General features: G+C 55.2%; 12 protein-coding genes and 3 pseudogenes. 6 read left to right on the forward strand and 9 right to left on the reverse strand.

Annotation, left to right across the window (positions count from 1 at the left end; translation table 11 throughout):
- The 8 genes and pseudogenes from ppk1 to R6W86_RS07810 all read right to left on the reverse strand — a co-directional run bounded on the left by ppk1 (position 1) and on the right by R6W86_RS07810 (position 9,278).
- A complete protein-coding gene (ppk1, locus tag R6W86_RS07775; RefSeq protein WP_410328798.1) occupies positions 1-2,142 on the reverse strand; it encodes a polyphosphate kinase 1 in 2,142 nt (713 codons plus the stop codon).
- A gap of 67 nt (positions 2,143-2,209) precedes the next feature.
- Positions 2,210-3,226 carry a porphobilinogen synthase gene (gene hemB, locus R6W86_RS07780; protein ID WP_410328799.1) on the reverse strand — a complete coding sequence of 339 codons (1,017 nt, stop codon included), beginning with the start codon at positions 3,224-3,226 and terminating at the stop codon, positions 2,210-2,212.
- Between the two features lie 115 nt (positions 3,227-3,341).
- The gene (locus R6W86_RS07785; protein WP_410328800.1) at positions 3,342-3,722 is read right to left on the reverse strand and encodes a lipase secretion chaperone; all 381 of its coding nucleotides are present in this window, start codon (positions 3,720-3,722) and stop codon (positions 3,342-3,344) included.
- A 388-nt stretch (positions 3,723-4,110) separates the two neighbouring features.
- Positions 4,111-4,332 carry a hypothetical protein gene (locus R6W86_RS07790; RefSeq protein WP_410328801.1) on the reverse strand — a complete coding sequence of 74 codons (222 nt, stop codon included), beginning with the start codon at positions 4,330-4,332 and terminating at the stop codon, positions 4,111-4,113.
- A gap of 311 nt (positions 4,333-4,643) precedes the next feature.
- Positions 4,644-5,537: pseudogene (locus tag R6W86_RS07795) on the reverse strand (aspartate aminotransferase family protein).
- An 87-nt stretch (positions 5,538-5,624) separates the two neighbouring features.
- Positions 5,625-6,376, reverse strand: a pseudogene (locus R6W86_RS07800) (aldehyde dehydrogenase family protein); the annotation flags it as partial.
- A 15-nt stretch (positions 6,377-6,391) separates the two neighbouring features.
- A complete protein-coding gene (locus tag R6W86_RS07805; RefSeq protein WP_410328802.1) occupies positions 6,392-7,681 on the reverse strand; it encodes an NAD(P)/FAD-dependent oxidoreductase in 1,290 nt (429 codons plus the stop codon).
- Positions 7,682-7,784: 103 nt separating this feature from the next.
- Complete coding sequence (locus R6W86_RS07810; protein ID WP_410328803.1) at positions 7,785-9,278, reverse strand: aldehyde dehydrogenase; 1,494 nt, start codon at positions 9,276-9,278, stop codon at positions 7,785-7,787.
- Positions 9,279-9,511: 233 nt separating this feature from the next.
- Here R6W86_RS07810 and R6W86_RS07815 point away from each other — a divergent pair, with 233 nt between their 5' ends.
- The 6 genes and pseudogenes from R6W86_RS07815 (at position 9,512) to R6W86_RS07840 (ending at position 15,680) form a co-directional block, all read left to right on the forward strand.
- Entirely contained in the window at positions 9,512-10,831 is a 1,320-nt protein-coding gene (locus R6W86_RS07815; protein ID WP_410328852.1) for an aspartate aminotransferase family protein, read from the forward strand.
- 66 nt (positions 10,832-10,897) lie between these two features.
- Entirely contained in the window at positions 10,898-12,388 is a 1,491-nt protein-coding gene (locus R6W86_RS07820) for a CoA-acylating methylmalonate-semialdehyde dehydrogenase (protein WP_410328804.1), read from the forward strand.
- A gap of 92 nt (positions 12,389-12,480) precedes the next feature.
- Positions 12,481-12,840 carry a cupin domain-containing protein gene (locus R6W86_RS07825; protein WP_410328805.1) on the forward strand — a complete coding sequence of 120 codons (360 nt, stop codon included), beginning with the start codon at positions 12,481-12,483 and terminating at the stop codon, positions 12,838-12,840.
- Positions 12,841-12,846: 6 nt separating this feature from the next.
- Entirely contained in the window at positions 12,847-14,133 is a 1,287-nt protein-coding gene (locus tag R6W86_RS07830; protein ID WP_410328806.1) for an NAD(P)/FAD-dependent oxidoreductase, read from the forward strand.
- A 15-nt stretch (positions 14,134-14,148) separates the two neighbouring features.
- Positions 14,149-14,637 (forward strand): GNAT family N-acetyltransferase, encoded by a 489-nt coding sequence (locus R6W86_RS07835; RefSeq protein ID WP_410328807.1) that lies wholly within the window; start codon positions 14,149-14,151, stop codon positions 14,635-14,637.
- Positions 14,638-15,680, forward strand: a pseudogene (locus tag R6W86_RS07840) (polyamine ABC transporter substrate-binding protein).
- Positions 15,681-15,741: 61 nt separating this feature from the next.
- Here R6W86_RS07840 and R6W86_RS07845 read toward each other — a convergent pair.
- Entirely contained in the window at positions 15,742-17,058 is a 1,317-nt protein-coding gene (locus R6W86_RS07845) for an NAD(P)/FAD-dependent oxidoreductase (protein ID WP_410328808.1), read from the reverse strand.
- Positions 17,059-17,112 lie beyond the last annotated feature (54 nt).

Here is a 17,112-nt window from a genome sequence, read left to right on the forward strand (position 1 = left end):
TCAGTTTTTTCCGGTCAACCGCTCCAATAGCACCAGTTGGGCCGCCAAACGCTCATCACCCTCGGCGGGCTGGTTCTGGATGTAACTGCCGTCAGGTTGCAAAACCCAGGACTGGCAGTTATCGGCCAGGTAGGTATCCAGGTCTTCGCGAACACGGGCCGCCAGGTCCGGGTCATCCAGGGGAAACGCGGTTTCCACACGGCTCAGCAGGTTGCGCTCCATACCATCCGCGCTCGAGCAGTAAACATCGGGCCGGCCGTTATTGCCGAAGTAATACACCCGGGTGTGTTCGAGGAAGCGACCAAGGATGGATCTTACCCGAATGTTATCGGAAAGGCCCGGCACCTCCGGGCGCAGACAACAAATGCCACGGATGATCAGATCAATCTTCACGCCCGCCTGAGATGCCCGGTACAGGGCCTTGATCATCTTGATCTCGGTGAGGGCATTGACCTTGATAATAATCCGGCCTTTCTCACCATAGTCGGCTTCCCGCTCGATCAGGCTGAGCAAACGGGAGTGCAGGGTAAACGGAGAATGAAACAGCTTCTTGATCTTCAGGGCTTTACCCATGCCTGTCAGTTGCTGGAACAGCTTGTTGACATCATCGCTGATGGATTCGTCACAGGTCATGAAACTGTAATCGGTGTACAACCGGGCGTTGCCAGCATGATAGTTGCCCGTGCCCAGGTGCACGTAGCGCCGCAGACGCCCTTCTTCCCGGCGTACGATCAGGATCATCTTGGCATGCGTCTTGTAGCCAACAACGCCATAGACCACGATCACCCCGGCTTCCTGAAGCCTGCTCGCCAGTTCAAGGTTTTCGGCCTCACTAAACCGGGCCCGCAATTCGATCACCGCGGTCACTTCCTTGCCACGCCTGGCCGCATCCGCCAGCGCTTCCACAAGCTCGGAATCCGCCCCGGTCCGGTAAAGCGTCTGGCGAATCGCCAGCACCTGGGGATCCTTGGCAGCCTGGCGCAGCAAATCCACCACCGGGCTGAAGTTCTCGAAGGGATGGTGCAACAGAATCGGCTGCTTGCGGATGGCGTCAAACATCGATTCCTTGCTTCGAATCTGCCTGGGAATCGAAGGCGAGAAGCCGGAATAGGTCAGGTCCGGCCGGTCTACCAGACCGCCAACGGCCATCAGCCGGGTCAGGTTAACCGGGCCATGGACCTGATACAGATCCCGTTCGGTGAGTCCGAACTCGGTCAGCAGGAATTGCACCAGCTCCTGCGGGCAGTTGTCCGCCACTTCCAGGCGTACGCCGTCACCGAAACGGCGGCTCAGCAGTTCACCTCGCAGAGCCGAAGCCAAGTCTTCCAGGTCGTCCTCAAGCTCCAGGTCGGCGTTACGGGTCAGCCGGAACTGGTAGCAGCCTTTGACTTCCATGCCCGGAAACAGCTCGTCGGTATGGGCGTGGATCATGGAGGACAGGAATACCAGGTTCTCTCCACCGTCACACACCTCATCCGGCAGTCGCACCAGGCGCGGCAGCGACCGGGGAGCAGGCACGATCGCCATCCCGGTTTCACGGCCAAAGGCATCCTTGCCGTCCAGCTCAACAATGAAGTTCAGGCTCTTGTTCACCAGCCGGGGGAAGGGGTGGGAAGGGTCCAGCCCGATCGGGCTGACAACCGGCAGGATTTCCTCTTCAAAATAGTTACGAACCCATTCGGCCTGTTGCGGGGTCCATTCCCGGCGCCGCACGAAATGAATGTTCTGTTGCTCCATTTCGGGAATCAGGACGTTGTTGAGGATGTCGTACTGTTCGCGAATATAATCGTGGGCAACACGGCTGATTTCGGCCAGCGCCTGATCCGGCATCATGCCATCCGCGCCGATTGTCTCGCGCCCGTATTTCATCTGCTGGCGCAGCCCCGCGACACGGATTTCGAAAAACTCATCCATGTTACTGCTGAATATACAGCAGAACATCAGACGGTTGATGAGAGGATGCGTGGTATCCAGAGCCTGCTTGAGCACCCGGTAGTTGAACTGTAGCTGGCTCAGTTCCCGGTTGAAGTAGTTTTCATTGGCATCCAGGTTGACCTCTTCGCCCACCGGGGGAACTTCCACTGGCGCAGGCACACTCAGCTCGCCACCCGTTGTCTGATTCTTGGCCGTTTCCGTTGTCATGTTTCCTCGGTTCCAGTCTTGTTCGCCGCCGTGGCTTTGCAAGCTGGCGATTGGTTTGTATCGGTTGTCAGCCTTGTCGTTCCCACATCAGGCGGGCCGCACGCACGGCAAAATAGGTCAGGATACCGTCAGCTCCCGCGCGACGCATGGCCATCAGGCTTTCCATCATCACCGCGTCGCCGTCCAGCCAGCCATTCTGTGCCGCTGCCATGTGCATGGCGTATTCACCGCTGACCTGGTACACAAAAGTGGGCACCTGCAGTTCCGTTTTCACCCGGTACACGATATCCAGGTATGGCATACCGGGCTTTATCATCACCATGTCAGCACCTTCGGACAGATCCATGGCCACTTCGTGCAATGCCTCGTCGCTGTTCGCCGGATCCATTTGGTAAGTGGACTTGTTGCCTTTACCGAGATTGCCTGCCGAGCCCACCGCGTCGCGGAAAGGCCCGTAATAGCTGGATGCATACTTGGCAGAATAGGCCAGGATTCGGGTATTCACATAGCCGGCATTCTCCAGCGCGTTCCGAATAGCACCCACCCGGCCGTCCATCATGTCCGAGGGGGCAACCACATCGGCACCGGCATCGGCATGGGAGAGGGCCTGATTGACCAGCGCCTCGACGGTCACATCGTTGAGCACGTAACCGTCGTTATCAATGATGCCGTCCTGCCCGTGAGTGGTGAACGGGTCCAGCGCCACATCGGTGATCACACCCAGCTCCGGCTGCGCTTTTTTCAGTGCCCTTACAGCTCGCTGGGCCAGGCCTTCCGAATCCCAGGCACCGGAACCGGACAGGTTTTTCTTGTCCGCTGGCACTACCGGAAATAAGGCAACGGCGGGAATTCCCAGCGCCACCAGCTCCGCAGCCTGCTCAACCAGAAGATCGATACTCAGTCGCTCCACCCCTGGCATGGAGGGCACCTGCTCGCGCTGGCCCTCACCCTCCAGGACAAACACCGGATAAATCAGATTGTCCGGAGTCAACTGATTTTCCCGGACCAGCCGGCGGGAAAAGTCACTGGCCCGGTTGCGGCGAAGGCGGGTAGCTGGGAAAGCACGTGGAGTCGGAATCGGCACGGACAACCTCCTGAGTGGCTGAGCAAAATTCTGATGAATAATCCCGGCGCCGGCCCGGCGCCCCTTGCGCCATCATACACGGCCAGCGCCGCCAGTTGCAGACTCCCTCAGCAGGTTAATCGGATTCCATGACAGGTATATTACCGAATCGAATCCAGCGCTCGTCCCATTGCTCCAGCTCTTTGTCGAGCTGTGCCAGCCTGTCCACAGCTTCTGCACCGAACGCCTTTTGCCGCCAGACCCGGAGCGCCTGCGGATCATCAGCCAGTTCCTGGCGCACCTGTTCATATTGGGTGAACTGACGGGTTTCTTCCCTGGCCTTGCGAAGAGACTCGGGCAATGACGACTCAGCCCTGCGCAATGCCTCTGCCCTCGGCTCTTCTGTCAGGCTCTGATCCCGGGTAATTCTGAGCTTCTCCATCTGGAACCGGTCCACCGCTTCCTCATCGGCGAAAAAGGCATCCGCAGTATTCGCATCCAGCCAGGTTCGGCGCAATGCCTGGATGTTTCCGGAACAGTGACAGCCGACGATTGGCCAACCAGCTTCGAGGGAGCAACCTGTTCGTCGGAATACCTTTGCTCCGGCACCACGACCGTTTGCCCACCTTCGGAGGAGGAATCGGTTGGCGAGGTGATATCCTGTGTATCACTGGTGAACAGCCAGAATACGGCAACAACTGCTATTATCACCGGCATCGTAACGGAAAGTCAGATAGAGGATTTCATAGACAAGGGCGGGGCCGAATCGTCGGGTAACTGGCGTCTTGCCCCGGTTAACAGGACAGGATGGTATTGAGCGAGGATAAACCAGGCCGGCATGCCATACCGAGACAGGGATCAAAAACAGGGCCGGGGTGCACCACCCCGGCCTGCCCGGACAGCGTTCAGAGGGAGCGGTTGTTGAACCCGATATCCACCTTGCGAGGGGAATCAGAACGAAAGGTTGTATCAACTTCCTGGATCTTGCCGCCCTGGTTCAGGAAAGCGTCAATGTCTGCCTGCAACTGTGCACGGATCCGCGCACGGCCGGCAATAGAATGGTTGTCGTCACTGTCGCTTGTCCAGCCTCCGGACTGCTCCAGGTTGCTTTCGTCGAACTCACCCATGGCCTCTTCTCCATCAACGAAAACAGTGTCATCGAGTGCCGTCACCCTGCTGGGCGACTACACTCAGTCTCGACGAATGGCCGTCGATGGCATCGTCTTGGCGTCTTTATAATCCGGTTTTCATGGTAACGCTATTTTCCGGCAACATATTTTTTGTGTTTTTTTTGTAACCACTTTTAAGGCGCCTCTGATTAACTGGGAAGTGCCTCTACAGAGCTTGAAAAGTGAAGTGACAAGGCGAGGGTCAAAGATCATAGTTATTCTATCTCCGCCGCCCCTTACCGCAGTCTGTTTGCTTTTCATGCCCGCCCTTAGGAGCGATCCGACATCGATCGAAGCAACTCACTTAATATCGAATCAAATTTGTCCATTCCTTCATCTATCAGTTGGCCTGTGTTGTCAGTGCTGGCAGGAATCGAATGACATTCCCATGATAACCGCATGGTAGCAATATGAGTCCGTGCTGCTGTGCCTTGCTGATAATCTGACCCGTCAATTCAGTGTTAGGCTGTTTAGTATCGCCGTCATTCACCAGTTCGAGCGCAATCGTGGCATCGTTGATCCGCGCTTCACCAACAACCCCAGGATAACGTTCAGCAATCCCCTTTAAACGTTGGTCAAAACGAGTGCCGATCACATTAGCCCGTTCCACCAGCTGTTCATCTTCTATCACTTCCAGTACGGCCAAAGCTACGGCACAACCAACTGGAGAACCGCCATAAGGACCACCCAGCCCTCCCGGTTCGGGTGCATCCATCATATCTGCTTTGCCGACCACCGCGGACAGTGGGTACCCACCTTCGATACCCTTGGCCATCGTCATCAGATCCGGTTCGATCCCAGCACGCTCAGCATTGAAGAAGGTTCCGGTACGGCCGAACCCGCTCTGAATTTCATCGATGATCAGCACAATACCGTGTTCATCACAGAGCGCGCGCAACTGCTGCAGGAACTCGACAGGGGCCAGATAAAAACCGCCTTCACCCTGCACTGGTTCGATGATGGTTGCTGCCGGCCAGTTCCACAGCCTGCTCATAAGGGCTGACCATTACGCAGGTGTGTGAAGACTTTTCCACCTGTGCTTTCACGGCTTCGACTATTTTCGGATGGCTGTGGCCGGTATTACAAACGGCAATGCCGGTTCCGAAATCGATGTAGCGGTTGCCTTCGACATCCCACACTTCCGCATTTTTTGCATGCGACACGTATGCCGACTACATGTTACCCATGCCGCACGCAATGGCGCTGACTTTTCGTTCCTGCACACTCTGATTTTCTGACATTATTTTGTCCTACTTATCCATGCCGCCCAGACAGACGTACTTCATTTCCAGGTATTCATCCATTCCGTATTTGGAACCTTCTCGGCCCAAACCGGACTGTTTCATGCCGCCAAAGGGTGCCGCGACGTTTGAAATGATGCCTTCGTTCACACCGACCATGCCGTATTCCAGCGCTTCGGCGACCCGCCAGACGCAGCCGATATCCCGTGCATAGAAATAGGACGCCAGGCCAAATTCGGTGTCATTGGCCATAGCGATCAGTTCCTCTTCGGTTTCAAAGGGAATGATCGGGGAGACCGGTCCAAATATTTCTGGCTGCGCAATCGGCATGTCGGTGGTGACATCGGTGAGGATGGTCGGCTCATAGAAAGAGCCACCCAGTGAATGGGGCTTGCCACCGGTCACGACTTTTGCACCGGCTTTCACTGACGCCTGCACGCGCTCATCAATGTTGCGCATAGCGTTTCCATGAATCAGCGGGCCGATGACCGTGCCGTCATCCATGCCGCACAGGTCTGACCGGCATTGCGGTATTTCGACACCATCGCACCTTGGACGGCTGCGTCGATATCTGCATCATCAAAAACAATAAACGGCGCGTTACCACCGAGCTCCATCGACACCTTCTTCACCGTGCCGGCCGGAATCCCTGCCTGTTCGGCCAGTACCGCCAGTGCGGTCGCTAACAGCGGTGTTTCGGCGGCTGGTTTAATGACAAAAGTGCAGCCTGTTGCCAGTGCAGGAGCCGCTTTCCGGGTGATACGGGGGGGGGCGGTTCAGCGCAGCGCTTCCATCATGCGGTAGTACCACATGCCAATGGCCAGAAACTGATTGCCCAGCCATTCACTGCCGGGCACCCGGATGTGACTGCAGGCCGCAAAGGTGTCAAACTCCCGCATATGACCGTCAAGGGCATTGGCCATCACCTCAGACACAATATGTGAGGTGGCGATGCCATGACCGGAATAGCCCTGGGCATAAAATACATGGTCTGACAGCTTGCCAAGCTGCGGGATCCGGTTCATGACGATGCCCATCATGCCGCTCCAGGCAAAATCAATGTCGACGCCTTTCAGGCGGGGAAAGGTTCGTTCCAGTGCCGGTCGCAGTTCCGCTTCGATGTTACGGCTTTCCCGGCCGCTGTAATTGGCACCGCCACCGAACAATAAGCGCTTGTCCGCCGTCAGGCGGTAATAGTCGAGCACAAAACGGCAGTCATACACGGCCAGGTCTTTCGGGTTAATGGCCTGAGCGACTTCATCGGACAGCGGTGCCGTCGCGACAACCCCCCCGGCGGCCGGGAAGATTTTGCCACTCATCTTCCGACGCTCCAGACGATGATAGGCATTGCCGGCCAGCACCACCCGGTCGGCCGTAATCCGGCCACCGTCGGTTATCACCACCGGCTTATCACCATGCTCAATATCGATGACTTTGGACTGTTCGAATATCTGCGCGCCCAGCTGCACTGCGGCGCGTGCCTCGCCAAGCACCAGATTCAGCGAGTGCACATGCATGTTTTTGCGATTGTAGATCGCACCGTGATAGATGTCGGTTTCCAGGTAAGCAGGAATGTCCTCGCGCTGCAACAGCGACACCTCATCGCCCATGCCACGTCTGACCGCTTCATCGTAGCTGGCCTGAAGTTCCGTCATGTGCGACGGCTTATAGGCCGTATGCAGGTGACCGTGCTTGAGATCACAGTCGATACCATATTTCGCAACCCGGTTACGGATGATGTCGTGCCCGCGCCAGCGAAGCTGCCAGACAAAGTCTTCAGCGTCATTGCCCAGCGTTTTGCCCATCTGCTGGCGCATGGATTCATCGCCCGACAGGGAGCCGGTAATCTGACCGCCATTGCGTCCGGTGGCGCCCCAGCCGATACGATTTGCTTCGACCAGAGCCACTTTATAGCCACGCTCTGACAGCTCCAGGGCAGTGTTTACGCCGGTAAAGCCACCGCCGACGATGGCGACATCCACCTGGATGTCGCCAGTCAGCCGTGGGTAATTGGAATCTTCTTTAATGGTCGCCGTGTAGTAGGCGCCTGTTCTTGGTTCGCTCATGCGTTCTTCTTATTTTGAAAGTCTGCGGATCAAAAGAGGTATGGAGACAACAGCGATCAATCGGGGCAGGCGTCTAAACACACTGCCCCGCGACCGCTGCGACTCATAGCTTGAACCAGGTGGCCTTAACCTCGCTGTATTTATCAAAGGCGTGGAGCGATTTATCCCGACCGTTACCAGATTGCTTATAGCCGCCAAAGGGTGCGGTCATGTCACCCAGGTCATATTCATTCACCCATACCGAACCGGCGCGCAGTTTGCGGGCGACCCGATGTGCCCGAGACAGATTATTGGTCCACAGACCCGCAGCGAGACCGTATATGGAATCGTTGGCAATCTTCAGCGCCTCGTCTTCATCGCTGAAGCGAATGACCGACAGTACCGCACCGAAGATTTCTTCCCGGGCAATGGTCATGCCGTTATTCACGTTCTCAAATACGGTTGGTTCCAGGAAGAGGCCACCGTCCACAGGGGTAACCTGCTGCCCGCCGACGGTCATTTTCGCCCCTTCCTGCTGACCGATCTCGATGTACTTGAGGACACGCTCCATCTGCGCGTTATCGACAATGGCACCGACATTGGTGTTCGGGTCCAGCGGATGCCCCGGACGCCAGTCCGCCATCAGTGCACGCACTTTCGCCATGAATTCATCGGCGATGCTGTCTTCCACCAGCAAGCGTGAACCGGCGGTACAGACTTCACCGGTGTTAAAACAGATACCACCGGCCGCACCTATCGCTGCTGCATCCAGATCGGCATCGGCAAAAACAATATTGGCCGACTTTCCGCCTGCTTCGGTCCAGACGCGTTTCATGTTGGACTCACCGGCATAAATCATCAGCTGCTTGGCAATGGCGGTTGAGCCAGTAAAGGCCAGCGCATCAACATCCATATGCAGGGCCAGTGCTTTGCCAGCCGTGTGCCCGAAGCCGGGCAAAACATTGAACACCCCATCCGGTATACCCGCTTCAGTGGCCAGCTGTGCCAGACGCAACGCCGTAAGAGGCGATTTTTCGGACGGTTTCAGAATGAAGGAATTACCCATGGCCAGGGCCGGGGCAAACTTCCAGGTGGCCATGATCATCGGAAAGTTCCAGGGCACGATGGCCGCAACCACGCCGACCGGTTCGCGGGTGATCATGCCCAGCTGATCGCTGGGTGTCGGTGCAATTTCATCGTACAGTTTATCAACCGCTTCGGCGGTCCAGCGAAGCGCGGACAATGTGCCGTTAATGTCCACCGCACGGGAATCGCCAATGGGTTTGCCCATATCGAGCGTTTCCAGCAGCGCCAGCTCATCGGCATTGGCTTCAATCAGATCCGCCCACTTCAGTAACACTGCTTTTCGCTCCGCCGGCGCCAGTTCGCTCCAGACACCGCGGTTAAATGAGTCGCGTGCGGCCTCCACAGCAACGTTCACATCCGCTTCCTGACAGGACGCAACTTTAGTCAGCACGCGATTGTCGATTGGGGAGACGGTATCAAAGGTGTCGCCGCCCAGCGCATCGACATAACGGCCATTAATATAGGCGCGACCCTCCGGTTTGAGGCTTGCAGCGAGGGATTGCCAGTATTCGAAGGTGTGCTGTTCTGCCATGGAATGCCTCGTCTGTTGCTATGTTTGAATAGGAGCAGTAACAAACATACTGCAACTGGGGGGTTTAATTCAATATATTGAACATAATTCGACGTAAAGCTCAAAATATCCGCCGATTTCGCAAAAAATTCAGTTTTTTTGACATTCAGATCGGAGGCAGGGTTGATGTTTATTTTATTTAACATACACTCGGGCGAAATCGTTCAAAATAAAAAACACAGCAGGTGCAAGAAATGACTACGACTCCAACACCCTCATCCATGGACTCGTTCTGGATGCCGTTCACGGCAAACCGCCAATTCAAAGCCAATCCTCGGATGTTTGAATCTGCCGAAGGCATGTACTACAAAACGCCGGATGGGCGTTCCGTGCTCGACAGCACTGCAGGGCTCTGGTGCGTTAATGCCGGTCATGGCCGGACACAGATCTCGGAAGCCGTCAGTCGTCAGATTCAGAATCTGGACTTTGCACCAACGTTTCAGTTTGCTCACCCGATGGCCTTTGAACTCGCTGAGCGTCTGACAAAACTGTCACCGAAAGACATGGACCATGTCTTCTTCTGTAACTCCGGTTCAGAGTCGGTTGATACCGCGCTGAAAATTGCACTGGCTTATCACCGGGCCAAAGGGGATTCGGGCCGTACCCGCCTTATTGGTCGGGAAAAGGGCTATCACGGCACCGGCTTCGGTGGCATTTCCGTGGGCGGTCTGGTTAACAACCGCCGAGCGTTTGGGTCTCTGCTGGCCGGCGTGGATCATCTGAAGCATGCCTGGACCCCGGGCACCGAATTCACCGAAGGTCAGCCAGAAGTTGGTGCCAACCTGGCCGATGAGCTGGAAAGCATCATTGCCCTGCATGGAGCGGAAACCATTGCGGCTGTCATTGTTGAACCGATCGCCGGTTCCGGTGGTGTCTGGATTCCCCCGAAGGGCTATCTGCAGCGACTGCGCGATATTACCCGGCAGCATGGCATCCTGCTGATCTTTGATGAAGTCATCACCGGTTTCGGCCGCATCGGCGGCGCCTTTGCCGCCACGCATTTCGACATCACACCTGATCTGATGACGTCCGCCAAAGGTCTCACTAACGGTGCGATTCCGATGGGCGCGGTTTTTGTCAGTAACGACATTCACGATGCGTTCATGACCGGCCCGGAAGAAGCGATTGAACTGTTTCATGGATACACCTATTCCGCGCATCCGGTCGCCTGCGCAGCAGCACTGGCCACACTCGACATTTATGAACAAGAAAATCTGTTTAACAAAGCCTATGAGTTGGGTGAGTACTGGCAGGAACAGCTGCACAGTCTGAAAGAGTTTGATGTTGTAAAAGACATTCGCAATTACGGTCTGGTCGGCGCGGTTGAATTCCATACCGGTGATAAGCCGGGGCAGCGTGGCTACGATGTGTTTGAGCACTGCTTCTGGAAAGGCAACGTGATGGTTCGTTACACGATGGATATTCTTGCAATGTCACCACCGTTAATCGTCGAGAAAACACACATTGACGAAGCTATTGCTGCCATGCGAAACGGTATTAAAGCACTCTATTGATTCCCGTATTCATTTAACCAATAACAGAGAGTCAGAATCCCGAATCGTCCGGACATAAGGTGAACCATGAAAACTATCAACCACTTCATTAACGGCGAATTGACGTCAGCCAGTGAGAGGCATTCGCCGGTATTCAATCCTGCCCTGGGCGCCCAGACGGCGAAGGTGTCCCTGGCATCTGTCAGTGACGTTGAGCAGGCAATTGCGTCGGCTAAAGCTGCGTTTCCGGCCTGGTCCAATACCAGCCCACTGAATCGCTCGCGTATTCTGTTCCGCTTCAAGATGATACTTGAAGAGCGCCTCGATGAACTGGCAAAAATTGTCACCGCCGAACATGGCAAAGTGTTTGAAGATGCCAAAGGCGAAATCATCCGAGGTATGGAAGTGGTTGAGTTTGCCTGCGGTGCACCGTCGATTCTGAAAGGTGAATTTACCGAACAGGTCGGTACCGGCGTAGATGCGTACTCGGTCAATCAGGCCTTGGGCGTCGTGGCCGGTATTACCCCATTTAACTTTCCGGCCATGGTCCCGATGTGGATGTGGCCCGTCGCGATTGCCTGCGGCAACACCTTTGTGCTGAAACCGTCCGAAAAGAACCCAACGACATCTCTGGTCATTGCTGAATGGCTGAAAGAAGCCGGGTTGCCCGATGGTGTATTCAATGTCGTTAACGGCGACAAAGACGCGGTGGACGTACTGCTGAGCCATCAGGACGTTGAAGCGGTCTCCTTTGTCGGTTCGACACCGATTGCCGAATACATTTACACCACCGCCAGCAGCCACGGCAAACGCGTTCAGGCTCTGGGGGGGGCCAAAAACCACATGATCGTCATGCCGGATGCCGACATCGATGCGGCCGTCAATGCACTGACCGGTGCCGCCTATGGATCAGCAGGTGAACGCTGCATGGCCATTTCGGTCGCCGTGGCGGTTGGTGACATTGCCGATGAGCTGGTCGACAAGCTGGCGGGTAAAGCCCGTGGTCTAAAGATCGGAAACGGTGAAAACCATGGCCTGGATATGGGCCCGCTGATCAGTAAAGAACATCACGCGAAAGTGAAAGGCTATGTCGATGCCGGCGTTGAACAGGGAGCAACGCTGGTTGTGGATGGTCGAGACTTTAAGGTCGAAGGCTATGAAGACGGTTACTTCCTGGGTGGCTGCCTGTTCGATCATGTCACCCCGGACATGACCATCTATCAGGAGGAAATTTTCGGCCCGGTTCTGTGTGTCGTGCGCGTGGATGATTATGCCAGCGCCATAAAACTGATTGACGATCACGAATATGGTAACGGCACCTCAATCTTTACCCGGAGTGGTGCCGTGGCCCGGAAATTCTCTCACGATATTCAGGTAGGCATGGTCGGCGTCAACGTACCGATCCCGGTCCCCATGGCGTTCCACTCCTTCGGTGGCTGGAAACGTTCACTCTTCGGAGGCCATCACATGCATGGTCCCGAAGGTGTGAAATTCTACACCCGCCGGAAAGCCATTACGGCACGCTGGCCGGAAGGTGATATTGGTAGCGCCGAATTTGTTATGCCGACAATGAAGTAAAGGTTGAAAGGTCTGCCTCGACTCTGTCGTTGCTGACCTTTTCTGTGTCGCCTTATCAGAAACTCCGTTAACCGTTAACAACAGGACTGGTTATGAGCCAAGTTAAGGACATCGTCGATGTCACAACCACCGGCATCAGTGCCGAAACCTATTTACCGGACGCCGAGAAAATTCTTTCCGGAAAGCCCAAACAGAACGTCTGGAACAGTTTTTCGTCGAGCGATGAAAAATTTCATGTCGGGATCTGGGATGCTCAGGCCGGCGAGTGGGCAATCAGCTACAGCGAAGAAGAATTTTGTCTGATTCTGGAAGGCGAGTCGGTCATATCTGATAAAGACGGTCATCAGAAAACCGTGAAGGCAGGCGACCAGTTTGTTATACCTGCTGGTTTCGAGGGCACATGGTCGGTGCCGTCCTATTGCAAAAAAATCTATGTTATCTATGAGGCCTGATCGACTATGACACAACGCACGGAACATACCGGCTCCTATTACGCTGCCACCCGGAACGACAAGGCTGATCGTCCGGCACTCACCGAAGCCATCGAAGCCGATGTCTGTATCGTTGGTGCCGGCTTCACCGGAATTTCATCAGCTCTGCACCTGGCCGAAGCCGGTTTCAAAGTAGTGGTCCTGGAAGCGGCACGTATCGGCTTTGGGGCAAGCGGCCGCAATGGCGGTCAGTTGGTCAACAGCTACAGTCGAGACATCGACGTCATCGAAAACAACTACGGTACCGAGCTTGGCAAGGCGCTGGGTGATATGGCCTTTGAAGGCGGCAACATCATCCGTGAGCGCATTGAGAAATATAATATTCAGTGCGACTACAAGCCGGGTGGCATTTTTGCTGCGCTCAACAAGCGTCAGATGCACGAGCTGAGCGAACAGAAAAAACTCTGGGAGCGTTTCGGTCACAGCAATCTGGAGCTGTTGGATGCTGACAGCATCCACAAATACATTGCCAGTGATGCCTATGTTGGTGGCCTGCTCGATCATACCGGCGGTCACATTCATCCGCTGAACCTGTTGCTGGGCGAAGTGGCGGCGCTTGAAAGCCTCGGTGGCCAGGTCTTTGAAGACTCCAAAGTGGTCGAACTGACTCGCAGTGAGCGTCCTGTGGTCAAAACCGCCACTGGGCAGGTGACAGCGGACTATGTTCTGCTGGCCGGGAACGCCTATATGGGCGGACTCATTCCGGAGCTTGATGCCAAAGCCATGCCTTGTGGTACACAGATTGTTGCCACCGAAGTGCTCGACGAATCTGTGGCGCAATCACTCATTCCGGGCGGTCACTGTGTCGAAGACTGCAACTACAAGCTCGACTACTATCGCGTCACTGGCGACAACCGACTGCTGTATGGTGGCGGCGTCACCTACGGTGGTGGCGATCCGGCGTCCATTGAGGGTTTTATCCGTGGTCACATGGAAAAGACTTTCCCGCAGCTCAGAGGAGTGAAGTTTGAATATGCCTGGGGCGGCGACTTCCTGCTGACCATGAGCCGCTTACCGCAGTTCGGCCGCCTGACGCCCAAGATTTTCTATGCACAGGGTTACTCTGGCCATGGCGTCACCACGACCCACCTGGCGGGACGCCTGGTTGCGGAAGCACTGAAAGGTCAGGCTGAACGCTTTGATGCCTTTGGGCAGTTGAAGCATTTCCCTCTCCCGGGTGGCCGTTTGTTCCGGGTGCCATACACGGCCGTTGGTGCGCTGTACTACGGCTTGCGTGACAAATTGGGCGTGTGAGTTGGAGTGTAGATTGTGAGTGTCACGGTACGTGCAATTCAAAGCTCAGATTGGCCTGCTATTGATGGGATTCAACGACAGGCCTATCCCGAGTGCTTGCATGAAGATATCGCTATTTTGCAGCAGAAACAGCACCAGTCACCTGACACTTGCTGGGTGGTCACTGATGGTGAAGGCCGAGTGCAGGGTTACCTGCTCGCTCACCACTGGCCAAGCGTAACTGACGTGCCAGCGCTTGATCAGCCGTTGCCTGCTGTTGGCGGTGATGTGATGTACATCCATGATATGGCGCTGGCATTGAACGCCCAGGGATTGGGGCGTTCAATGCCGCTTTGGCAGGCACTGACCGCACAGGTCAGGCAGGAGAACATAACGACGCTTGCTTTGGTGGCGGTGAATGATTCGCAGGCTTACTGGCAGAAAAAAGGTTTTGAAGTCAGTGCCCCGGTGGCCATCGAAAAAGGTTACGGAAAGCGCGCCGTTCAGATGATTATGGTATTTTAAATCAGGGCATCCGCTCTGATTTTTTTGTGTGGAATCCGGACGATTACAAGGACAGCTATCGTTTACAACAAAAAGCAAGACATTGGGTCCGGGATCAGTGTCAAATATGATGTTTTTGACAGCAATGAAGTTCTGGAGGCGAAGCTGTTGGCCGGATCATCCGGTTATGATGTGGTTGTACCTGCCGCATCGTTTATGGGCAAGCACATTACCGCTGGCGCGTATCAGAAGTTAGATAAAAGTAAACTCACCAACTGGGGTAACCTGAACCCCGTCATCATGGAGGTGATTGAAACGATTGATCCGGGCAATCAATACTCAGGGCCCTACCTGTGGGGTACAACCGGTATTGGTTATAACCCAGAAATGGTTGCTAAAGTCTTAGGTGATGATGCGCCGGTAGACTCATGGGATCTCGTGTTTAAACCGGAGAATCTGGCCAAACTCAATGCCTGTGGCGTTGCTTTTCTGGACACACCGGCCGAAGTCATTCCCACAGCCCTGCACTATCTGGGGTTGGATCCGAATTCCGAAAACCCGAAAGATTATGAGCAATCCGAAGCATAGCTAAGCGAGCTGGCTCCGCACGTTACTTACTTCCACAGTTCTCGCTTTATATCCGATCTTGCTAATGGTGACATCTGTGTCGCCGTCGGCTGGAGCGGTGACCTTCTTCAGGCCGCCGGCCGCGCCGCCGAAGCTGATAATGGTGTTGAAGTTCGGTACAGCATCCCGAAAGAAGGCGCGGGTATGTGGTTCGATATGCCGACGATCCCGGTTAATGCGATCAACGTAGACGAAGCGCTTGAGCTGATTAACTACCTGATGGATGCCGAAGTGATTGCCGGTGTTTCCAACTATGTGTGGTATGCCAATGGCAACAGCGCATCAACACACCGTTGATCGATGAAGAAGTGACGGGTGATCCAAGTATTTACCCAACGCCGGAAGTCGAAGCAAAGCTGTATACGTTTAAGGTTTTGCCGCTTCGAATCGATCGCATCGTTACGCGCTCGTGGCGGAAAATTAAATTTGGCCAGTAGGTTTTAGCACTGACAGAAAAGCCGGTAACACAACTGTGTTACCGGCTTTTTTATGAAGGCTCTAATGTATCAGTCCAGCCGCCAAACGACTCAAGCTGTACAATGGTTTATGCAGCCACGGCAGTTTCTTCTCGTGGCACAGCCAGTCTTCCAGTGCGAACAGTTTTCCGAGTGTTTGATAACCCAGCCACGGCAGCGGTTCGGCTTCCCAGTTCTTTAATTGACTCGGTTTACCGCGAATAATCCACGGCTGTTCGGTAAAGATGCTACCGCTCTCAACGATCAGCTCGGCCAGAGTCTGGCCAAACAGGTGCGACGCGCCGACACCTTCGCCACCATAACCGCCTGCGTAGGCAATACCACTTTCTTTATCGAACCCTGCGAAAGGCCGAAAGCCTCGACTCATGGCCAGCGAGCCCGCCCAACGATATTGGATGTCCTGTTCGGTCAGGGTAGGAAACAACCGCTGTAGAAGGGTGGTAGGTGCCCGGAAAGCAGGGTCGTCCTGTGTGAATTCATAGCGTGCTTTTGCGCCAAACTGGTAGCCGCCTCGCGCGCCAAACACCATGTGGCCGCCCTGACTTCGCTGACCATAGGTCACACTCCGGCATAAGTCGCTGAACGCCAGACCTGGTTTCTTCACGGTCTGTTGCCATTCGCTTTCCGACAAGGTTCGCGTGGCAATAACATTGGAATAAACCGGTAACCGTTTTCTGGTTAGCGGCTGCCAGGTTGACGGAAATGCTTCGCTGGCCAACACCATATGGCCACACTCGACCGGTTGGGAATTGATGGTGACTTTGCGGTTCGATACTTCTTCAACGCGTGCATGCTCAACAATCTGAACGCCCATGCCTTTTAACGTGCTGGCTAACCCTAAGCAGAGTTTTACCGGGTTTATCGTTGCGCAGTGCGGTGAGTACAAGCCGCCATAAAGTTCCGGCATGCTCAGAAGGCTTTCTGTGTCTGATTTCGATAGCCAGCGAAATGCCGACTCCGGTTGGCCGCTGGCATGAATCTCGTTCAGCCAGGCATGCGCGGAGTGGGCCTGTTCAGGGTAACGCGCTGCGGCGTACAGTACGCCCGCATGGTTAAAGTCACAATTGATCTGATGCTTTTCACAAACCGCACGAACGCTCTCAACGATGCCATACAGCAATTGTTGACTATGCTGTCGCTGGCCGCCAGCTAAGCCGCTTAGCCAATCCTCCTGGCCGGCCATGCCGCCAATCAGCCAGCCACCATTGCGCCCAGAGGCTCCGTAGCCGACGTGATGCTGTTCAAAGATTGCGATGCGCCACGTCGGGCGGAGTTGCTTAAGGAAGTAGGCCGTCCACAGACCAGTGAAGCCGGCACCGACGATGGCAACATCCACCATCCCAAGCTCCAGGCAAGGGTCGACAGGCTCAGGTAGTTGCAGCCCCTGCCACCA

Source organism: Marinobacter sp. (assembly GCF_046484525.1).
In the GTDB taxonomy this organism is placed as follows: Bacteria; Pseudomonadota; Gammaproteobacteria; order Pseudomonadales; family Oleiphilaceae; genus Marinobacter.

Coding starts and splice junctions, on each gene's coding strand:
- ppk1 (WP_410328798.1), bottom strand. CDS start 2,142: ATGACAACGGAAACGGCCAAGAATCAGACAACGGGTGGCGAGCTGAGT.
- R6W86_RS07815 (WP_410328852.1), top strand. CDS start 9,512: ATGACTACGACTCCAACACCCTCATCCATGGACTCGTTCTGGATGCCG.
- R6W86_RS07825 (WP_410328805.1), top strand. CDS start 12,481: ATGAGCCAAGTTAAGGACATCGTCGATGTCACAACCACCGGCATCAGT.
- R6W86_RS07830 (WP_410328806.1), top strand. CDS start 12,847: ATGACACAACGCACGGAACATACCGGCTCCTATTACGCTGCCACCCGG.
- R6W86_RS07845 (WP_410328808.1), bottom strand. CDS start 17,058: ATGGTGGATGTTGCCATCGTCGGTGCCGGCTTCACTGGTCTGTGGACG.
- R6W86_RS07790 (WP_410328801.1), bottom strand. CDS start 4,332: ATGGGTGAGTTCGACGAAAGCAACCTGGAGCAGTCCGGAGGCTGGACA.
- R6W86_RS07820 (WP_410328804.1), top strand. CDS start 10,898: ATGAAAACTATCAACCACTTCATTAACGGCGAATTGACGTCAGCCAGT.
- R6W86_RS07805 (WP_410328802.1), bottom strand. CDS start 7,681: ATGAGCGAACCAAGAACAGGCGCCTACTACACGGCGACCATTAAAGAA.
- R6W86_RS07810 (WP_410328803.1), bottom strand. CDS start 9,278: ATGGCAGAACAGCACACCTTCGAATACTGGCAATCCCTCGCTGCAAGC.